The 20297-nt window shown below is 54.0% G+C and carries 18 protein-coding genes; 13 read left to right on the top strand and 5 right to left on the bottom strand.

Features of this window, described 5'->3' with window-relative positions; all coding sequences use genetic code 11:
• Positions 1-57: 57 nt before the first annotated feature.
• The 6 genes from clpX to C813_RS40665 all read left to right on the top strand — a co-directional run bounded on the left by clpX (position 58) and on the right by C813_RS40665 (position 7475).
• Entirely contained in the window at positions 58-1332 is a 1275-nt protein-coding gene (clpX, locus tag C813_RS40690) for an ATP-dependent protease ATP-binding subunit ClpX (protein ID WP_017458887.1), read from the top strand.
• Positions 1333-1515: 183 nt separating this feature from the next.
• On the top strand, positions 1516-3870 hold the full coding sequence (lon, locus tag C813_RS40685) for an endopeptidase La (RefSeq protein ID WP_017458888.1): 2355 nt from the start codon (positions 1516-1518) through the stop codon (positions 3868-3870).
• A gap of 210 nt (positions 3871-4080) precedes the next feature.
• Positions 4081-4353 (top strand): nucleoid-associated protein HU-beta, encoded by a 273-nt coding sequence (gene hupB / locus C813_RS40680; RefSeq protein ID WP_017458889.1) that lies wholly within the window; start codon positions 4081-4083, stop codon positions 4351-4353.
• A 209-nt stretch (positions 4354-4562) separates the two neighbouring features.
• Positions 4563-6440: a peptidylprolyl isomerase gene (ppiD, locus tag C813_RS40675; protein WP_017458890.1), complete on the top strand. Its 1878-nt coding sequence runs from the start codon at positions 4563-4565 to the stop codon at positions 6438-6440.
• A 151-nt stretch (positions 6441-6591) separates the two neighbouring features.
• Positions 6592-6972 (top strand): helix-hairpin-helix domain-containing protein, encoded by a 381-nt coding sequence (locus C813_RS40670; protein ID WP_017458891.1) that lies wholly within the window; start codon positions 6592-6594, stop codon positions 6970-6972.
• A 95-nt stretch (positions 6973-7067) separates the two neighbouring features.
• A complete protein-coding gene (locus tag C813_RS40665) occupies positions 7068-7475 on the top strand; it encodes a YbgC/FadM family acyl-CoA thioesterase (RefSeq protein WP_017458892.1) in 408 nt (135 codons plus the stop codon).
• Between the two features lie 97 nt (positions 7476-7572).
• Here the strand turns inward: C813_RS40665 and queC are convergent, their stop codons facing one another.
• Positions 7573-8268, bottom strand: coding sequence for a 7-cyano-7-deazaguanine synthase QueC (gene queC / locus C813_RS40660; protein ID WP_017458893.1), 696 nt, complete (start codon positions 8266-8268; stop codon positions 7573-7575).
• A gap of 66 nt (positions 8269-8334) precedes the next feature.
• Positions 8335-10032 carry an SgrR family transcriptional regulator gene (locus C813_RS40655; protein WP_017458894.1) on the bottom strand — a complete coding sequence of 566 codons (1698 nt, stop codon included), beginning with the start codon at positions 10030-10032 and terminating at the stop codon, positions 8335-8337.
• A 110-nt stretch (positions 10033-10142) separates the two neighbouring features.
• Here C813_RS40655 and cof point away from each other — a divergent pair, with 110 nt between their 5' ends.
• The gene (gene cof / locus C813_RS40650; RefSeq protein WP_017458895.1) at positions 10143-10961 is read left to right on the top strand and encodes an HMP-PP phosphatase; all 819 of its coding nucleotides are present in this window, start codon (positions 10143-10145) and stop codon (positions 10959-10961) included.
• A gap of 43 nt (positions 10962-11004) precedes the next feature.
• Here cof and C813_RS40645 read toward each other — a convergent pair whose 3' ends face one another.
• Positions 11005-12051: a PLP-dependent cysteine synthase family protein gene (locus C813_RS40645; protein ID WP_017458896.1), complete on the bottom strand. Its 1047-nt coding sequence runs from the start codon at positions 12049-12051 to the stop codon at positions 11005-11007.
• A 115-nt stretch (positions 12052-12166) separates the two neighbouring features.
• On the opposite strand from C813_RS40645, the gene C813_RS40640 reads away from it, so the two are divergent.
• The 5 genes from C813_RS40640 to amtB all read left to right on the top strand — a co-directional run bounded on the left by C813_RS40640 (position 12167) and on the right by amtB (position 18123).
• Complete coding sequence (locus C813_RS40640; RefSeq protein WP_017458897.1) at positions 12167-12625, top strand: Lrp/AsnC family transcriptional regulator; 459 nt, start codon at positions 12167-12169, stop codon at positions 12623-12625.
• Between the two features lie 51 nt (positions 12626-12676).
• The gene (locus C813_RS40635) at positions 12677-14440 is read left to right on the top strand and encodes a SmdA family multidrug ABC transporter permease/ATP-binding protein (RefSeq protein ID WP_017458898.1); all 1764 of its coding nucleotides are present in this window, start codon (positions 12677-12679) and stop codon (positions 14438-14440) included.
• Entirely contained in the window at positions 14433-16211 is a 1779-nt protein-coding gene (locus C813_RS40630; RefSeq protein WP_017458899.1) for a SmdB family multidrug efflux ABC transporter permease/ATP-binding protein, read from the top strand. The genes C813_RS40635 and C813_RS40630 overlap by 8 nt, the downstream gene beginning before the upstream one ends.
• A gap of 255 nt (positions 16212-16466) precedes the next feature.
• The gene (glnK, locus tag C813_RS40625) at positions 16467-16805 is read left to right on the top strand and encodes a P-II family nitrogen regulator (RefSeq protein WP_002891893.1); all 339 of its coding nucleotides are present in this window, start codon (positions 16467-16469) and stop codon (positions 16803-16805) included.
• Positions 16806-16836: 31 nt separating this feature from the next.
• Positions 16837-18123 (top strand): ammonium transporter AmtB, encoded by a 1287-nt coding sequence (amtB, locus tag C813_RS40620; protein WP_017458900.1) that lies wholly within the window; start codon positions 16837-16839, stop codon positions 18121-18123.
• 76 nt (positions 18124-18199) lie between these two features.
• On the opposite strand, the gene tesB is transcribed toward amtB, so the two are convergent.
• Positions 18200-19060 carry an acyl-CoA thioesterase II gene (gene tesB, locus C813_RS40615; protein WP_017458901.1) on the bottom strand — a complete coding sequence of 287 codons (861 nt, stop codon included), beginning with the start codon at positions 19058-19060 and terminating at the stop codon, positions 18200-18202.
• Positions 19061-19275: 215 nt separating this feature from the next.
• Here tesB and C813_RS40610 point away from each other — a divergent pair, with 215 nt between their 5' ends.
• Positions 19276-19845, top strand: coding sequence for a YbaY family lipoprotein (locus C813_RS40610; protein WP_017458902.1), 570 nt, complete (start codon positions 19276-19278; stop codon positions 19843-19845).
• A gap of 32 nt (positions 19846-19877) precedes the next feature.
• Here C813_RS40610 and C813_RS40605 read toward each other — a convergent pair whose 3' ends face one another.
• The gene (locus C813_RS40605; protein WP_017458903.1) at positions 19878-20189 is read right to left on the bottom strand and encodes an MGMT family protein; all 312 of its coding nucleotides are present in this window, start codon (positions 20187-20189) and stop codon (positions 19878-19880) included.
• Positions 20190-20297 lie beyond the last annotated feature (108 nt).

Below are 20297 nucleotides of genomic sequence, written 5' to 3'. Positions count from 1 at the left end.
GGAATGGCATATGCGTCGTCATGTGCGGCACAAAGAACAGATAAGAGGTTTTGACTCATGACAGATAAACGCAAAGATGGTTCGGGCAAACTGTTGTACTGCTCTTTTTGCGGCAAAAGCCAGCATGAAGTGCGTAAGCTGATCGCCGGACCATCCGTGTATATCTGCGACGAATGTGTGGATCTGTGTAACGACATTATTCGCGAAGAGATTAAAGAAGTTGCGCCGCATCGCGAGCGCAGCGCGCTGCCGACTCCGCATGAAATTCGCCACCATCTTGATGATTATGTCATCGGTCAGGAGCAGGCGAAAAAAGTGCTGGCGGTTGCGGTATATAACCACTACAAACGTCTGCGCAATGGCGACACCAGCAACGGCGTTGAACTGGGTAAAAGTAACATTCTGCTTATCGGGCCGACAGGTTCCGGTAAAACGTTGCTGGCGGAAACGCTGGCGCGCCTGTTGGATGTCCCGTTCACTATGGCCGATGCCACGACGTTAACCGAAGCAGGTTACGTGGGTGAAGACGTGGAAAATATCATTCAGAAACTGCTGCAGAAGTGCGACTACGATGTGCAGAAAGCGCAGCGCGGGATTGTCTACATCGATGAAATCGACAAGATTTCCCGTAAGTCTGATAACCCGTCGATTACCCGTGACGTTTCCGGCGAAGGTGTACAGCAGGCGCTGCTAAAACTGATCGAAGGTACCGTAGCTGCAGTTCCGCCGCAGGGTGGACGTAAGCATCCGCAGCAGGAGTTTTTGCAGGTTGATACCTCTAAAATCCTGTTTATCTGTGGTGGTGCGTTCGCAGGGCTGGATAAAGTGATTTCTCACCGTGTTGAAACTGGCTCCGGCATTGGTTTTGGCGCAACGGTGAAAGGAAAATCTGAAAAAGCCAACGAAGGCGAACTGCTGGCGCAGGTTGAACCGGAAGATTTGATCAAATTCGGTCTGATTCCTGAATTCATCGGGCGTCTGCCGGTCGTTGCAACGCTGAGTGAATTGAGCGAAGAAGCACTTATTCAGATTCTGAAAGAGCCTAAAAACGCCCTGACGAAGCAGTACCAGGCGTTGTTCAACCTGGAAGGCGTGGATCTCGAATTCCGCGACGAAGCGCTCGACGCTATTGCTAAGAAAGCAATGGTGCGCAAAACCGGTGCTCGTGGGCTGCGTTCTATCGTTGAAGCCGCGCTGCTGGACACCATGTATGACCTTCCATCGCTTGAAGATGTCGAGAAAGTGGTGATTGATGAGTCGGTCATCGCGGGTCAAACCAAACCCTTGCTGATTTATGGCAAGCCGGAAGCGCAGCAGGCATCTGGCGAATAATTAACCAAATCTTACAATCAGTTAATCGAAAAGGGGGGATTTTATCTCCCCTTTTATTTTTCCGTAAACACAGCGTTGAATGTGTGGGAAACATCCCCATATACTGCTTTACATGTTAATGGTGCGTGTTGCACAGTCACGTCACCTGATTACCTGGCGGACTTTAAACTAAGAGAGAGCTCTATGAATCCTGAGCGTTCTGAACGCATTGAAATCCCCGTATTGCCGTTGCGCGATGTGGTGGTTTATCCGCACATGGTCATTCCGTTATTTGTGGGACGGGAAAAATCTATCCGTTGTCTGGAAGCGGCCATGGACCATGATAAAAAAATCATGCTGGTTGCACAGAAGGAAGCCTCAACGGATGAGCCGGGTGTAAACGATCTTTTCACCGTCGGGACCGTGGCGTCTATTTTGCAAATGTTGAAACTGCCCGATGGCACGGTGAAAGTGCTGGTCGAGGGGCTTCAGCGCGCGCGCATTACCACGCTTGCCGACGATGGTGAGCACTTCTCTGCGAAAGCAGAATACCTTGACTCGCCAGCTATCGATGAGCGCGAGCAAGAAGTGCTGGTGCGCACGGCGATCAGCCAGTTTGAAGGCTATATCAAGCTCAACAAAAAAATTCCGCCAGAAGTGCTGACGTCGCTCAATAGCATCGACGATCCTGCGCGTCTGGCTGACACCATCGCTGCACACATGCCGCTGAAACTGGCGGATAAGCAGTCCGTGCTGGAGATGTCCGACGTCAACGAACGTCTGGAATATCTGATGGCGATGATGGAGTCTGAAATCGATCTGCTGCAGGTTGAGAAACGCATTCGCAATCGCGTGAAAAAGCAGATGGAGAAATCCCAGCGTGAGTACTATCTGAATGAACAGATGAAAGCCATTCAGAAAGAGCTGGGCGAAATGGATGACGCGCCGGACGAAAACGAAGCGCTGAAGCGTAAAATCGACGCCTCGAAAATGCCGAAAGAGGCAAAAGAGAAAGCCGAATCTGAACTGCAAAAGCTGAAAATGATGTCGCCGATGTCTGCGGAAGCAACCGTAGTGCGCGGCTATATCGAATGGATGGTGCAGGTACCATGGAACGCGCGTAGCAAGGTCAAAAAAGATCTGCGTCAGGCGCAGGAAATTCTGGATACCGACCACTACGGCCTCGAACGTGTCAAAGACCGCATCCTTGAGTATCTTGCGGTCCAGAGCCGTATGAACAAGCTGAAAGGACCGATTCTGTGCCTGGTGGGACCTCCGGGGGTTGGTAAAACCTCGTTGGGTCAGTCCATTGCGAAAGCTACCGGGCGCAAATACATCCGCATGGCGCTGGGCGGCGTGCGTGATGAAGCGGAAATCCGCGGTCACCGCCGTACTTACATCGGCTCAATGCCGGGCAAACTGATTCAGAAGATGGCGAAAGTGGGCGTTAAAAACCCGCTGTTCCTGCTTGATGAGATCGACAAAATGTCGTCTGACATGCGCGGCGATCCGGCTTCAGCACTGCTGGAAGTGCTGGATCCTGAACAGAACGTGGCGTTTAGCGATCACTATCTGGAAGTGGATTACGATCTCAGCGACGTCATGTTCGTTGCGACCTCCAACTCCATGAATATTCCGGCGCCGCTGCTGGATCGTATGGAAGTGATCCGTCTTTCTGGGTACACCGAAGACGAAAAACTGAACATTGCTAAACGTCATCTGCTGACCAAGCAAATCGAACGTAATGCACTGAAACCTAATGAGTTAACGGTTGATGACAGCGCTATTGTCGGCATCATTCGTTACTACACGCGTGAAGCGGGTGTGCGTGGTCTGGAGCGTGAAATTTCGAAACTGTGCCGAAAAGCGGTGAAACAGCTATTGCTGGATCCGTCTTTGAAGCATATCGAAATCAACGGTGAAAACCTGCACGATTATCTTGGCGTGCAGCGCTTTGATTACGGCCGTGCGGACGATGAAAACCGCGTAGGTCAGGTCACCGGTCTGGCCTGGACGGAAGTGGGTGGCGACTTGCTGACCATTGAAACCGCCTGCGTACCAGGCAAAGGTAAGCTGACTTATACCGGTTCTCTGGGCGAAGTGATGCAGGAGTCTATCCAGGCGGCGCTGACTGTGGTGCGTGCCCGTGCGGAAAAACTCGGTATCAACGGCGATTTCTATGAAAAACGTGATATTCACGTTCACGTGCCGGAAGGTGCGACGCCGAAAGATGGTCCGAGCGCTGGTATTGCGATGTGCACCGCGCTGGTTTCTTGTCTGACCGGTAACCCGGTTCGTGCAGATGTGGCGATGACAGGGGAAATTACCCTGCGCGGCCAGGTTCTGCCAATTGGCGGTCTGAAAGAAAAACTGCTGGCGGCGCATCGTGGGGGCATTAAGACTGTTCTGATTCCTTACGAAAACAAACGCGATCTGGAAGAGATTCCGGACAACGTTGTTGCCGATCTGGATATCCATCCGGTTAAGCGTATCGAAGAAGTTCTCGCCCTTGCGCTGCAGAATGAACCCTTTGGTATGCAAGTCGTAACGGCAAAATAGTGACCTTGCGCAAAGTGCGTTAATAAAAACAAGGCTGGTGAGTGATTTCGGACTTGCCAGCCTTTTTTTGTATAGCTAATTTAGATTGCTGGTTGGGTGTGTCATCATCAACTGGTGTTGTAAGGGCATGACAGGCCTGATATAACTGCTGCGCGGTCGCGCTGTGAAGGATTCAGGTGCGATATAAATTATAAAGAGAGGAAGAGTAGAGTGAATAAATCTCAACTGGTAGACAAGATTGCCGCAGATGCTGACATCTCTAAAGCTGCGGCTGGACGTGTGTTAGATGCTTTTATTGCTGCCGTTACTGATTCTTTGAAATCCGGGGACGACGTAGCGCTGGTAGGTTTTGGCTCTTTTGTTGTTAAAGAGCGTGCTGCCCGTACTGGCCGCAACCCTCAGACCGGCAAAGAAATCACCATTGCTGCGGCTAAAGTTCCTGGTTTCCGCGCAGGCAAAGCACTGAAAGACGCAGTAAACTGATCGCCTTCCCTTTGAAGGGATAGCGACAAACTACAAGGGCGCATCGTGAGATGTGCCTTTTTTATTTGTGCAGACGCACTTTCTGCGAGTTAATACGCGATACGGGCTAACAATTACCCCGTTTTCTTGTCAAAATACGCGCTTACACGCAGCAGGCAACTTGAGCTGCCTGAGATCTACAGTCACCTACAGCGGAGTGTTGTTACACCATGATGGACAATTTACGCGCGGCGGCAAATCACGTCGTGCTCAAGATCATTTTGGGTTTGATTATCGTGTCATTCATTTTGACTGGCGTAGGTAACTACCTGATTGGCGGTAACAATAATTACGCCGCAAAAGTTAATGGTCAGGAAATCGGCCGTTCACAGTTTGAAAATGCGGTGAATAGCGAGCGCAACCGCATGGCGCAACAGCTGGGCGATCAGTTCTCTGAGCTGGCTGCTAACGAAAACTATATGAAATCGGTGCGTCAGCAAGTGCTCAACCGCTTAATTGATGAAGCGCTGCTGGATCAGTACGCAAAAAACCTGGGTCTTGGCATTAGCGATGATCAGGTGAAAAAAGCGATTTTCGCTACTCAGGCATTCCAGGCTAACGGTAAATTTGATAACAATCGCTTCAGCGCCATCGTAAACCAGATGGGGATGAGCACCGATCAATATGCTCAGGCGCTGCGCAATCAGTTAACTTCTCAGCAATTGATTAATGCCGTTGCCGGTACGGATTTCATGCTCAAAGGTGAGACCGATGAGCTGGCTGAGCTGGTCGCTCAACAGCGTGTTGTGCGCCAGGCGGTAATTGATGTCAACGCGCTGGCAGCGAAGCAGACCGCGAGCGATGAAGAAATTGCCAGCTACTACGATCAGAACAAGAGCCGCTTTATCTCGCCGGAGCAGTTCCGCGTAAGCTATATCAAGCTGGATGCTGCATCAATGCAGGAAAACGTCACCGACGAGCAAATCCAGGCCTATTACGATCAGCATCAAGATCAGTTCACTCAGCCGCAGCGTAATCGATACAGCATTATCCAGACCAAAACGGAAGACGAAGCGAAAGCGGTGTTGGATGAGCTGAAAAAAGGCGCGGACTTTGCGGCGCTGGCAAAAGCGAAATCTGCGGACATCATCTCTGCGCGTAACGGCGGTGATATGGGCTGGCTTGAAGATACCACCACGCCGGAAGAGCTGAAAAACGCCGGTCTGAAAGAGAAAGGCCAACTCTCTGGTGTCATTAAATCTTCAGTGGGTTACCTGGTTGCACGTCTGGATGATATCCAGCCTGCGCAGGTGAAACCGCTGAACGATGTGCGTGATGAACTGGCAGCGAAAGTGAAACAGGAAAAAGCGCTGGATGCATGGTACGCGCTGCAGCAGAAAGTGAGCGAAGCGGCGAGCAACGATAACGAATCGCTGGCGGGTGCTGAGCAGGCTGCTGGTGCCAAAGCAGTTCAGACCGGCTGGTTCGGTCGCGATAATCTGCCGGAAGAGCTGAATTTCAAACCGGTAAGCGATGCCATTTTCAATGGTGGTCTGGTAGGGCAGAACGGTACGCCAGGCAGCAACTCCGATATCATCACTGTTGATGGTGACCGCGCATTTGTGCTGCGTATCTCCGATCACAAAGCCGAAGCGATCAAGCCGCTGGACCAAGTAAAAACTCAGGTCAGCGATATCGTGAAGCACAACAAAGCGGAGCAACAAGCAAAACTCGATGCGGATAAACTGCTGGGTGAGCTGAAAGCCGGTAAAGGTGATGATGCGCTGAAAGCGGCTGGCCTGAGCTTTGGTGAGGCAAAAACGCTGGCACGTACTGGACAGGATCCGGTAAGCCAGGCGGCATTCAATCTGCCGCTGCCAGCAAAAGATAAGCCTTCCTTCGGCACCGCCAACGATCAGCAAGGCAATGTCGTTATTATGGCGCTGGATGAAGTGAAAGCAGGCACGATGCCGGATGCGCAGAAGAAAGCGATGGTGCAGGGCATCACGCAGAACAATGCGCAAATCGCTTTTGAAGCGTTGATGAGCAACCTGCGTAAAGAAGCCAAGATCAAACTGGGTGATATCGTCGCTGAACCACAGCAATAAAAAGGCTCGATGCGCCTCGCAAAAAAAGAGTAATACTCTGCAAACCTTAAAGGCCGTTTTCGCGGCCTTTTCCATTTTGAATGTTTGTGTTTTGTCTGCATCCTTTGTTGTGGTTATTGTTGCCTGGCGTTGAAAACAAAGGAGAAACACAATGAAACATGGAATCAAAGCACTCTTAATTTCGCTGTCCTTCGCTTGCGCGACCCTGAGCCACAGCGCGCTGGCTGCGCCTTCAGCTGCGGCTAAGCCACCTGCTGTGCAAAGTAAGAGCGACGCCGCCACGCCAGCGCAAAGCAAAGCGCAGGATGCGGCGAAAAGCGCGGATGATGAAGGTGGTACCCGGGTGAGTATCAATAGCGCAACGGCAGAAGAGCTGTCGCGGGTCATGAATGGCGTGGGTATCAAGAAAGCGCAGGCGATTGTCAGCTATCGGGAAGAGTATGGCCCGTTTAAATCTGTAGACGATCTTAAGCAGGTGCCAGGCATAGGAGGGACGCTGGTTGAGCGTAATCTGTCGAACCTGAAACTGTAAGCCGCTTGCGTAGTCGCTAATCTTTGCCAGAATAAAGAGGTCATACCAGTATGACCTCTGTCTCTATAACTATAAACGGTAAAGGTTGAAGCGCTATGCAGACGCAAATCAAAGTTCGTGGTTTTCATCTTGATGTCTACCAACATGTGAATAATGCCCGCTATCTGGAGTTTCTTGAAGAGGCGCGCTGGGATGGGCTGGAAAACAACGAGAGCTTTAAATGGATGACCGCCAACAACATCGCTTTCGTGGTGGTCAATATCAATATCAACTATCGCCGTCCGGCCGTATTGGGCGATGTGCTTACGGTAACCAGCCATGTGCAGCAGATTAATGGCAAAAGCGGTGTGCTGAGCCAGGCTGTGACATTGAACCCTGAGGGGCAAATGGTTGCTGACGCGCTGGTGACGTTTGTCTGTATCGATCTCAAAACGCAAAAAGCGCTGGCGCTGGAAAGCGAACTGAGAGAAAGGCTTGAAAAGATGATCCGCGAAGGCGACTAATTCATCCTTTAAGCACCGTTTCGTCGTTCGGATAACGCAATGCCGCCATCAGGCTAAAGCCCGGTGGCGCGCTCGCTCACCGGGCCGTGTAGCGTGCTTACTTGAGCCCGGTTTTCTGTTTCATTGCCGCCATCACGGCGGGTTTGTCCGCCAGGTAGTGCTGTAAACCATTGGCGCGCAGGTTACAGGCGGCACAATGCCCGCAGCCATCGCCTTTGATGCCGTTATAGCAGGTCAGCGTCTCGCTGCGAACCAGATCCAACTTGCCCCAGTAATCCGCGAGCGCCCAGGTCTCGGCTTTATCAATCCACATCAGCGGCGTTTCAAAACGAATCTCTTTTGCCAGGCCCAGGTTGATCGCATGATTCAGCGCCTTAACAAACTCATCGCGGCAGTCGGGATAACCGGAAAAATCCGTTTCGCATACGCCGGTGATCACTGCTTCCGCCTGCACCTGATAGGCATATACGGCGGCCAGTGTCAGAAACAGAATATTACGTCCCGGCACGAAGGTGTTCGGAATGCCGGTCGCGTCGGGTTCATAATCCGGAACCGGAATGCTGTCGCGCGTCAGGCTACTCACCGCCAGTTCATTCAGCAGCGTTACATCCAGCACTTTATGTGCGCGTGCGCCCAGCGTTAGCGCAAGTTCTCGTGCCACATCAATTTCGGCGCGATGACGCTGCCCGTAATCAAAAGTCACGCAATGCACTTCATCGTAGTGCTGCAACGCCTGAACAAGGCAGGTTGTGGAGTCTTGTCCGCCACTAAACACGACAACGGCACGTTTCATAATTCTTCCTGACAATGACAAATAAAGCGCTATGGTAGCGCGAGCGGCTGGCAGCGACCAGCTTCTTCACAGCGATGGAGCAGGGAGCCAGGCCTCGGCAAAATCAAACCAGCCGCGCGTATTCAGGTGGATCCCTTCCACGCCCGGTGGCGCACTAATGCGGTACTGATAATTAAACATCGGGGTGAGAATAGCGTTGTCCATCAAGTGATAAAAAACATCCTGTAGTGCGCGGTTGCGCTGCTGTTCGTCGGGTTGGCGTTGAACTGCATCCAGTGTGGCTTGCTGATGCGCAAACTGTTGAGCGCTCAGCAGGTTTGGCCACAGCGGATCGCAGCGCAGCCACTGTTCCAGCGTGCATTCTGGCGCTTCGCCGATTAGCCTGTCACCCATCATCAAATCGGCGCTGGCGAGCTGAGTACACCCTTCCCAGTTTTTGCCGTTATGGAAAATCACCGTCAGTTCACAGCCAAGTGTCTGTAAATGCCGCTTAAACTGTTCCGCCATGGTGTGTAACTCCACGGGTAAGTGATAAACCAGCGTAAGTTTATTCGGCAGCGAAACCTGTTCTGTGGGCCAGTCTGGCATTTGCCAGCCGGGTAAAAGCTCCCGACTTGGCGTGATGAGATCCTCATCCAGCGGCAGCGTTTGCAGTAGCGAAGAGTGGTGAATAATCTGCACCAGCCGGCGTAGCTGGGCGTCATTCAACCGCGCACCCGGACGCAGAGTAAGGTAGCAGAACCCCAGGCTGATACTGTTACTCACCGGCTGCAAGTGCTGCAACTCATCAGCCTCGCCGATGGCAATCTGTACCGGGTGTCGACAACTGGTGCCAAGATCTTGCTCAAAGAGTTGCGGGGTTATCCAAAATTCCACCGCTTTAAGCAGCGGGTGGCCCAGGTGGTAATAGTCGTGGCTTTCCAGACGAACCAGCTCCCGGCTGAATGTCACCAGCCGAAAAGGGCCGGTACCCAGCATCGGTTGTTGCGGGTGCGCCAGACGGCTGCCATAGCTGGCTAGCCTGTGCGCCAGCCAGTAATCCGGGTGATGCAGCTTGAAGGTCAAACACCAGGGATGCGTTATGTCGATACGCTCGACGCTGGCAAACAGCTTTTGCAGGGCGGGCAGCGTCAGCAGCTTGTGCAGTTGCGCCTGCAACTGTTCAGCCGTCACGGCGTCGCCGTTATGCCAGTGCAACGTTGAGTGCAGATGAAAACGCCAGCACAACCCATCGGGGCTGACATCCCAGTGATGCGCCAGGTCGCCCTGCGGCTGGAAACTGCGCGTCACGAAACGCGTTAAGCCGCTAAAAATCTGCCCGGCTAAATGCTGTTCCGCACGGCCGGGAAGAAATCCCGGTACCAGCGGATCCAGCGGGCGATAATAGGGAATGCGCAGCGTCGGCGTTTCGTTTTGCCATAAGCCACCCAAAAAGGGATTGAGCAACGCCCGCAGATCGTCAGGATCGAGCTGCGCCAGTGCTAGCGCGTTCTGCTGCTGCCCGGTGTTTAATGCGAACTCCAGCATTTCGCTGTGCAGGGATTCAGGTGTGACGAGAAAATGAAGCTCACCGCGCTTGCCGCGCCCGGATTGCGAGTGCCAGTTTAACCAACCCGCGTCCTGCATCTGGCGCAGCAGCGTGCGCATATGCCTCTCGCTGCAAAAACAGCGCGTCGCCAGTTCACGAATGCTGACGGATTGCGCCTCTCCGGCAGATGCCTGCCACAGACGCTGGTATTGATTAAGCCGATTCAGTTGTCGCATAAACCCGGAACAATAATTTTCATCTATTCACTATTACTTCCGTATATCCCACGCAATACTGGAACACAACACTGAATTTCACAAAAACGCACTACAAGCGGAGAAAAATCATGGCACGTCTGGCCGCTTTTGACATGGATGGCACCCTGTTAATGCCCGACCATCGTTTGGGCGATCGAACGTTAGCTACACTCCGGCGCTTACATGAGCGGGAGGTGACGCTCGCTTTTGCAACCGGGCGGCACGCGCTGGAGATGCGCCGCATTCTCAGAGCTATCGCGATGGATGCCTTTTTAATTACCGGTAACGGTACGCGGATCCACTCTCGTGAAGGTGAGGTGCTGTATCGCCAGGATCTCAACCCGGAAGTGGCCGATCTGGTGCTGCACAGTCGCTGGGAAACCGAAGCTACAGTCCACGTTTTCAATGATTCGGGTTGGTTGACCGACAAAGCGCTGCCAGAGACGTTGCAGGCGCACCTTTATAGCGGATTTACCTACCAGCTCACCGATCTCAAACGCCTGCCAGCGCATGACGTGACCAAAATCTGCTTTGTTGGCGGTCACGACGATCTTTGCCGTTTGCGCATTCAACTAAATGAGGCGCTGGGCGCACGTGCGCACTCGTGTTTCTCCGCGATGGACTGCCTGGAAATCCTGCCGGTAGGGTGCAACAAAGGCTCGGCGCTGGCGGTGCTCAGCACGACGCTGGGTTATTCCTTGCAGGATTGCATGGCATTTGGCGATGCGATGAATGATAGAGAGATGCTCGAAAGCGTCGGTAAAGGAATGATCATGGGCAACGCCATGCCGCAACTGCGTGCGGCGCTGCCCCATTTACCGGTAATTGGACACTGCCGGGATCAGGCGGTATCACACTTTTTGACCCACTGGCTGGACACCCCCAATCTTCCTTATTCCCCCGAATGAAAAGATCTTTCCAGCAAGCCAGGCGCTACTGCCTGGCTTTTTTTTATGCCGTAAGGCGGGCGATTTCGGCTGTCCACTGCTCAATATCACCAAAGTTCGCCGCTACCCATTGCGGGTTGTAGTAGGTGTCCAGATAGCGTTCACCGCTGTCGCACAGCAGCGTCACGATAGAGCCGCTGCGGCCTTCTTCACGCATCCGCGCGGCAAGCTGCAACACGCCCCACATATTGGTGCCGGTGGACGCGCCCACTTTGCGCCCCAGTTGCGTTTCCAGCCATTGTGCGGTGGCAATGCTTGCCGCGTCCGGCACGCGCAGCATCTCATCAACAACGTCGGCGATGAACGACGGTTCCACACGCGGGCGGCCAATGCCTTCGATTTTACTGCCCACTGCGCTTCGCAGAGTGGCGTCGCGATGCTGCCAGTAGTCGAGGAATACGGAGTTTTCAGGATCGACCACCATCAGCTGGGTGCCATACCCCTGGCTGCGAATATAGCGGCCTATGGTGGCGGAAGTCCCGCCGGTGCCCGCGCTCATCACAATATAGTCGGGTTGCGGATGCGGTTCATTTTTCATCTGGCGGAAAATACTGTCGGCAATGTTGTTATTGCCGCGCCAGTCGGTTGCGCGCTCGGCAAAAGTGAATTGATCCATATAGTGACCGTTCAACTCTTTTGCCAGCCGTTCGGACTCGGCGTAAATCTCGCAGGCGCTATCGACAAAGTGGCAGCGACCGCCATAGAACTCAATCTGTTCAATCTTGCGTTTCGCCGTACAGTGCGGCATCACGGCAATAAACGGTAAACCTAAAAGCCGTGCGAACCACGCTTCTGAAACCGCCGTGGAACCAGAAGAGGCTTCAATAATCGTGGTGCCCTCTTTGATCCAGCCGTTGCATAAGCCGTAAAGAAACAGCGAGCGTGCCAGACTGTGCTTCAGGCTGCCGGTCGGGTGAGTGCTTTCGTCTTTTAAATAGAGGTTGATGCCTGCAAAACCGGGCAGTGCCAGGCGGATCAAATGGGTATCTGCCGAACGCTGTGCGTCAGCATTGATTTCGTTGATAGCGTATTTAACCCAGTTGCTATTCATGGTGGTTATCCGTTTGTCATTTTGTGCCCAGTCTAGCGAAAGAGAAAGAAAAAAGGGTTGTCATTTCGCCTTTGTATTAGACTGTTAAGAGAAAAATATTCTCCTGAGGTGGGTAATGTTAGATAAAATTGACCGCAAACTGCTTTCGCTGCTGCAACAGGATTGTTCGCTCTCTTTGCAGGCGCTGGCAGATGCCGTTAATCTGACCACCACACCGTGCTGGAAACGTCTGAAGCGGCTGGAAGATGACGGTATTTTACTCGGTCGGGTGGCGGTGCTGGATGCCGAAAAGCTGGGGTTAAATTTGACGGCATTTGTGCTGATCAAAACCCAGCATCACAGCAGCGACTGGTACTGCCGTTTCGTTAATGAAGTCACGCAGATGCCGGAAGTGCTCGGTTTCTGGCGCATGGCGGGAGAATACGACTATCTTCTGCGGGTGCAGGTGGCCGATATGAAGCGCTATGACGACTTTTACAAGAAGCTCGTGAACAGCGTTCCGGGGCTGTCAGATGTCACTTCTAGCTTCGCCATGGAACAGATAAAATACACCACGGCTTTGCCCATTGAATAACCCTCGCGGCAGTAATTCACTGCCGGAAAATCACGTTCAGGATGTTACCGCGTGCGATTATTTGCTCAGTTAGGCTGGTACTTTCGCCGGGAATGGCAACGCTATCTCGGGGCTGTCGCCTTACTTATTATTATTGCTATCTTGCAGCTTATTCCGCCCAAAGTGGTGGGGATTGTGGTGGATGGCGTCACCAAACAGCACTTCACCACGCAACAAGTGTGGATGTGGGTGGGGGTTTTGGTCGCCGTTGCGATCGTCACCTACTTGCTGCGCTACGTCTGGCGCGTCTGGCTGTTCGGCGCATCCTATCAACTGGCTGTTGAGTTGCGGGAAGATTTTTACCGCCAGTTGAGCCGACAACACCCGGAATTTTATCTCCGTCACCGCACCGGTGATTTGATGGCGCGCGCGACCAACGATGTCGATCGCGTCGTTTTTGCCGCGGGCGAAGGGGTGTTGACGCTGGTGGATTCGCTGGTGATGGGCTGCGTAGTGCTGGTGGTGATGTCAACGCAAATCAGCTGGCAGCTCACGTTATTGTCACTATTACCGATGCCTATTATGGCGCTGGTTATCAAGCGTTACGGCGATCAGTTGCATCAGCGCTTTAAGCTGGCGCAGGCGGCGTTTTCTGCGTTAAACGATCGAACCCAGGAGAGCATGACCAGCATTCGCATGATCAAAGCGTTCGGCCTGGAGGATCGCCAGTCCGCACTGTTCAGCCGTGAGGCGGCTGACACCGGCGCGAAAAACATGCGCGTGGCCCGCGTTGATGCCCGTTTCGATCCCACTATTTATATCGCCATTGGTATGGCGAACATGCTGGCTATTGGCGGCGGTAGCTGGATGGTGGTGCACGACTCCTTAACGCTCGGCCAGTTGACCAGCTTCGCTATGTATCTGGGGCTGATGATTTGGCCGATGCTGGCGCTGGCGTGGATGTTTAATATCGTCGAGCGCGGCAGCGCGGCTTACAGTCGCATCCGCGATATGCTGGCGGAAGCACCGGTTGTGAATGACGGCTCCGACCCCGTGCCGGAAGGGCGCGGTAACTTGCATATCGCGATCCGTGAATTTCGTTACCCGCAGACCGAGAGCGCGACGCTCAACAATGTGGCTGTGACGCTGGCACCGGGCCAGATGTTGGGCATTTGCGGCCCGACAGGCGCCGGGAAAACCACATTGCTTTCTCTGATTCAGCGCCATTTCGATGTTGAGCAGGGCGACATCCGTTTTCACGATATCCCCCTGACGCGCCTGCAACTGGACGCCTGGCGCAGCCGCCTGGCGGTGGTCAACCAGACGCCTTTCCTTTTCTCCGATACCGTGGGCAACAATATTGCGCTGGGTAAACCCGGTGCGACGCAGGAGGAGATCGAGCATGTGGCGAAACTTGCCAGCGTGCACGAGGATATCCTGCGCCTGCCGCAGGGATATGACACCGAAGTGGGTGAGCGCGGCGTGATGCTCTCCGGCGGGCAAAAGCAGCGAATCTCGATTGCCCGTGCGCTGCTGCTGAATGCGGAGATTTTAATCCTTGATGATGCGCTCTCCGCCGTGGATGGGCGTACTGAACACCAGATTTTGCATAATTTGCGCCAGTGGGGCGAAGGACGCACCGTTATTATCAGCGCGCATCGTCTGTCGGCGCTGACTGAAGCCAGTGAGATTATCGTCATGCAGCATGGACACATCGCGCAACGCGGCCAGCACGAACAACTGGCGCGCCAGCCCGGCTGGTATCGCGATATGTATCGCTATCAGCAACTGGAAGCGGCGCTGAATGATGTGCCTCAGGAGGCGGTTGATGCGTAATTTCACCAAACAGTGGCCAACGCTTAAACGCCTGCTGAAATATGGCTCACCGTGGCGCAAACCGTTGGCGAAAGCGGTACTGATGCTGTGGATCGCGGCGATTGCCGAAGTCTCTGGCCCGGCGCTGATCAGCTACTTTATCGATAATATGGTGGCGAAAAACTCTCTGCCGCTCGGCGTGGTTGCCGGGATGGCGGCGGTCTATATCGGCCTGCAACTGCTGGCGGCCCTGCTGCATTATGCGCAAGCGCTGCTGTTTAACCAGGCGGCGGTCGGCGTCGTGCAACAGTTGCGTACCGATGTGATGGACGCCGCCCTGCGCCAGCCGCTTAGCGCGTTCGATACCCAGCCCGTCGGGCAAATTATTTCGCGTGTGACCAACGATACTGAAGTGATCCGCGATCTCTACGTCACGGTGGTGGCAACGGTGTTACGCAGCGCGGCGCTGATTGGCGCGATGCTGGTGGCGATGTTCAGCCTCGACTGGCGTATGGCGCTGGTGGCGATGGCAATTTTCCCGGCGGTGTTAATAGTGATGCTGCTTTACCAGCGTTACAGCACGCCCATTGTGCGGCGTATGCGAGCTTATCTGGCGGATATCAACGATGGTTTCAACGAAATCATCAACGGTATGAGCGTTATTCAGCAGTTCCGTCAGCAGGCGCGTTTTGGGGAACGCATGAGCGAATCCAGCCGTTCGCACTATATCGCTCGTATGCAAACCCTGCGGCTGGACGGCTTTTTGCTGCGTCCATTGTTGAGCCTTTTCTCCGCGCTGGTGCTGTGTGGCTTGCTGATGCTGTTTGGTTTCTCGTCCGTAGGCACGGTAGAAGTCGGTGTGCTGTACGCCTTTATCAGTTATCTCGGGCGTCTTAACGAGCCGCTGATTGAGCTGACAACGCAGCAGTCGATGTTGCAGCAGGCAGTCGTCGCCGGCGAGCGCGTGTTCGAACTGATGGACAGGCCGCGCCAGACTTATGGTTACGATGACGCGCCGCTACAAAGCGGGTCTATTGACATCGACAATCTCTCTTTTGCTTACCGCGACGATCAACTGGTGTTGCAGGATATCTCCCTGCACGTTGAACCGCGCAGCTTTGTCGCGCTGGTCGGACACACCGGCAGCGGGAAAAGTACGCTGGCCAGCCTGTTAATGGGCTATTACCCTCTGACGAAAGGGGAGATCCGTCTGGACGGGCGTCCTCTTTCTGCATTAGGGCACGCGCCGCTGCGCAAAGGTATAGCGATGGTGCAGCAGGATCCGGTGGTGCTGGCGGACAGCTTTTTTGCCAATGTCACACTGGGACGTGAGATCAGCGAAGATCAGGTGTGGAAAGCGCTGGAAACGGTGCAACTGGCGGAACTGGCGCGTACGATGAGCGACGGCATTTACACCCGGTTGGGCGAGCAGGGTAATAACCTCTCGGTGGGACAAAAGCAACTGCTGGCGCTGGCGCGCGTGCTGGTCGATACACCGCAGATCCTGATTCTGGATGAGGCGACAGCGAACATTGACTCCGGCACCGAACAGGCGATTCAGCACGCGCTGGCGGCCGTGCGTGAGCATACGACGCTGGTGGTGATCGCCCACCGCTTATCGACCATTGTTGAAGCAGAAACGATCCTGGTATTGCATCGCGGGCAGGCGGTTGAGCGCGGCACACATCAGCAACTGCTTGAAGCGAAAGGCCGTTACTGGCAGATGTATCAGTTACAGCTTGCCGGCGAAGAGCTGGCTGCCAGCGCACGTGAAGAGTCGCTTATCGCCTGATGCACCAAAATTAAGCACGCACTTTCAGGGAATCTCTGTTGGTGCAAAAAAGTAACGCACCATGCACTGTCATGGTGCGTTTTTCTTTGCGCTTTACATACCGAATCTCATGCAGACTTTTTTCCCTTTCTGACGCTGCCCGTCCGGGCGCACTAACGGCCTGAAATCCTCCCTCTTTTCATTCCTGGCACAACGATTGCAATGTTTGTTGCGTGTTAGCTGCGGCCATTATCGAATTCGACTGGAGGGGGATCTATGAAGCTGGTTACCGTGGTGATTAAGCCATTCAAACTTGAAGACGTGCGTGAAGCGCTTTCTTCTATTGGTATTCAAGGGCTGACCGTAACTGAAGTGAAAGGCTTTGGCCGTCAGAAGGGTCACGCTGAGCTGTACCGCGGTGCGGAATATAGCGTCAATTTCCTGCCAAAAGTAAAAATTGATGTGGCGATCGCCGACGATCAACTCGATGAAGTGATCGATGTGATCAGCAAAGCGGCCTACACCGGAAAAATTGGCGACGGCAAAATTTTCGTTGCCGAGCTGCAACGCGTCATTCGTATTCGTACCGGCGAAGCCGACGAAGCGGCACTGTAATACAAGACACACAGTGATGGGGATCGGAACAATGAAAAACACAACAGTAAAAACAGCTCTTGCTTCGCTGGCGTTACTGCCAGGCCTGGCGATGGCGGCTCCCGCTGTGGCGGATAAAGCCGACAACGGCTTTATGATGATTTGCACCGCGCTGGTGCTATTTATGACCATTCCGGGCATTGCGCTGTTCTACGGCGGTTTGATCCGCGGTAAAAACGTGCTGTCGATGCTGACGCAGGTTGCCGTCACCTTCGCTCTGGTGTGCATCCTGTGGGTGGTTTACGGCTACTCTCTGGCATTTGGCGAGGGCAACAGCTTCTTCGGCAGCTTCAACTGGGCGATGTTAAAAAACATCGAATTGAAAGCCGTGATGGGCAGCATTTATCAGTATATCCACGTGGCGTTCCAGGGCTCCTTTGCTTGTATCACCGTTGGCCTCATTGTCGGCGCGCTGGCTGAGCGTATTCGCTTCTCTGCGGTGCTGATTTTTGTAGTAGTATGGCTGACGCTCTCTTACGTGCCGATTGCACACATGGTCTGGGGCGGCGGTCTGCTGGCAACCCACGGCGCGCTGGATTTCGCGGGCGGTACGGTTGTTCACATCAACGCCGCGATCGCAGGTCTGGTGGGGGCTTACCTGATTGGCAAACGCGTGGGCTTTGGCAAAGAAGCATTCAAACCGCATAACCTGCCGATGGTCTTCACTGGTACCGCTATCCTCTATGTTGGCTGGTTTGGCTTCAACGCTGGCTCTGCAAGCTCGGCGAACGAAATCGCGGCGCTGGCCTTCGTGAACACTGTCGTTGCTACTGCGGCCGCTATTCTGGCGTGGGTATTTGGCGAATGGGCAATGCGCGGCAAGCCGTCTCTGCTCGGTGCTTGTTCTGGTGCCATCGCGGGTCTGGTTGGTATCACGCCGGCCTGTGGTTATGTGGGTGTCGGCGGCGCGCTGATTGTGGGTCTGATTGCCGGTCTGGCTGGGCTGTGGGGCGTTACTGCGCTGAAACGTATGTTGCGTGTTGATGACCCGTGCGATGTCTTCGGTGTGCACGGCGTGTGCGGCATCGTGGGCTGTATCCTGACCGGTATCTTCGCGTCTACGTCGCTGGGCGGTGTCGGTTTCGCTGAAGGGGTGACCATGGGCCATCAGGTACTGGTACAGCTGGAAAGCGTTGCCATCACTATCGTGTGGTCTGGCGTGGTGGCCTTTATTGGTTACAAACTGGCGGACATGACGGTAGGCCTGCGCGTACCGGAAGAGCAAGAGCGTGAAGGGCTGGATGTGAACAGCCACGGCGAAAACGCCTATAACGCCTGATTACGTTGAGTTATCTCCTGAGCATAAAAAAGCCTCCGATCGGAGGCTTTTCTTTTTTAAAGCATTTAAAGCGCAGTTAGTTGCGATTGCGCATGACGCCTTCCTGCACGCTGGACGCGACCAGCACACCTTCTTGCGTATAGAACTCACCGCGCACAAAACCGCGAGCGCTGGAGGCTGAGGTGCTTTCCACACTGTAGAGCAACCACTCGTTCATATTAAACGGGCGATGGAACCACATTGAGTGGTCAATGGTGGCAACCTGCATACCTCGCTCAAGGAAGCCCACGCCGTGCGGCTGAAGCGCAACCGGCAGGAAGTTAAAGTCCGAGGCATAGCCAAGCAGATATTGATGTACGCGGAAATCGTCCGGCACCGTGCCGTTTGCGCGGATCCATACCTGGCGGGTGGGAGCGGCAACGTGTCCTTTCAGCGGGTTATGAAACTCAACCGGGCGGATCTCCAGTGGTTTATCACTGAGAAATTTCTCTTTGGCCTGCGGTGGCAATAAATGGGCAAGCGCGCGGGCGATATCCGTTTCGGATTGCAGCGAATCCGGCGACGGTGCCTGCGGCATCGTTTTTTGGTGCTCGTAGCCGGGTTCCGGTGCCTGGAACGACGCGGTCATGTAGAAAATGGGTTTACCGTTCTGGATGGCCGCAACGCGTCGGGCGCTGAAACTGTTGCCATCACGTAACACTTCCACGTCATAAACAATCGGTTTTTCACTATCGCCCGGACGTAAAAAATAACTGTGGAATGAATGCACCAGGCGCTCGGCAGGAACGGTCTCTTTGGCGGCGTACAAGGCCTGACCTACGACCTGACCGCCAAAAACCTGGCGCAAGCCGAGATCTTCGCTCTGCCCGCGAAACAAGCCCTCTTCAATTTTTTCCAGGTTCAGTAATGCCAGCAGATTGGATAACGCCTGACTCATAAATTTCCTCAAAATAATAACGGCTGACGGAGCGAATTATCCGAATAGTATAACCTGGAAAAATTGCTGGTCCGATGGGTTCAATAATCTGAATAGATGGCTGTTTGCAGGAATATATCCGGCACGTGTGCCACACTTGTTCAGGTTACGATGGTTTGACCACACATCCTGGCGGGCGAAACGCCTGCCGGTGCATTGAAGATAAGGAGAAATCAATGAAACTCGTGCACATGTTAAGTGGTTTAGCAGTCGCGGTCGCGCTGTCTGCCTGCGCCCAAAAGGGCGGCGATATTCCGACACCTGCACCTAACCCAAATGCACCTGCGGCAACAAATAAACCGGCAATCGCTCAACCGAATGTTTCGGGTACGGTTTGGATCCGTCAGAAAGTGGCGCTGCCGCCAGACGCGGTACTCACCGTGACGGTTTCTGATGCCTCGCAGGCAGATGCGCCGTCGAAAGTACTGGCGCAGAAAGCCGTCCGTACGGAAGGTAAACAGTCACCGTTTAGCTTTGTGCTGCCATTTAACCCGGCGGATATTCAGCCGAACGCCCGCATCCTGCTGAGCGCGGCGATTACCATTGACAACAAAATCGTCTTTATTACCGATACGGTTAAGCCGGTTATCAACCAGGGCGGTACGAAAGTTGACCTGACGCTGGTGCCGGTACAGCAAACCGCTGTGCCGCTGCAACAAAGTGGTGGGGCGGCAACAACAGTGCCTTCCACTTCTCCGACGCAGGTAAACCCGTCGGAAGCGACACCTGCGCCGACGCAGTACTAATCTGATTGTGCTCCTCCCGGCCGGGAGGAGCCTTAATAAATCCAACGATAGTGCTGTAAATCGATTTGTCCACTTCCCGATACCACCACGCCTTCCGCCAGCAGCGCCTGGCGCTGACGCTGTAAATCCGGCCCGGTCAGCGAGATACAACCATGACGATTCACCACCCGATGCCACGGTAACGTGCTACCTTCCGGTAAGCGTTTTAGCACGCCGCCCACCTGGCGCGCCGCGCGCGGTGAACCAGCCAGTTTCGCCACATCGCCATAGGTCGTGACATAGCCTTCGGGTATGGCGGCAACGATTTGCCACACCCGCTGCGGGAAAGAGTCCTGTGTATCCATTGTGATGTTGATGTCCTGAACGAAGAAGAGGCAGCATAAACAGCGAATCGTGTGCTGTGAAGAGAGGATTGCGCAAGAAACCAGCATCCACCCCGGCGCGGCTTGCAA

It is taken from the genome of Kosakonia sacchari SP1, from assembly GCF_000300455.3.
Lineage (GTDB): Bacteria > Pseudomonadota > Gammaproteobacteria > Enterobacterales > Enterobacteriaceae > Kosakonia > Kosakonia sacchari.
This window is presented reverse-complemented; position numbering and strand designations above follow the sequence as displayed.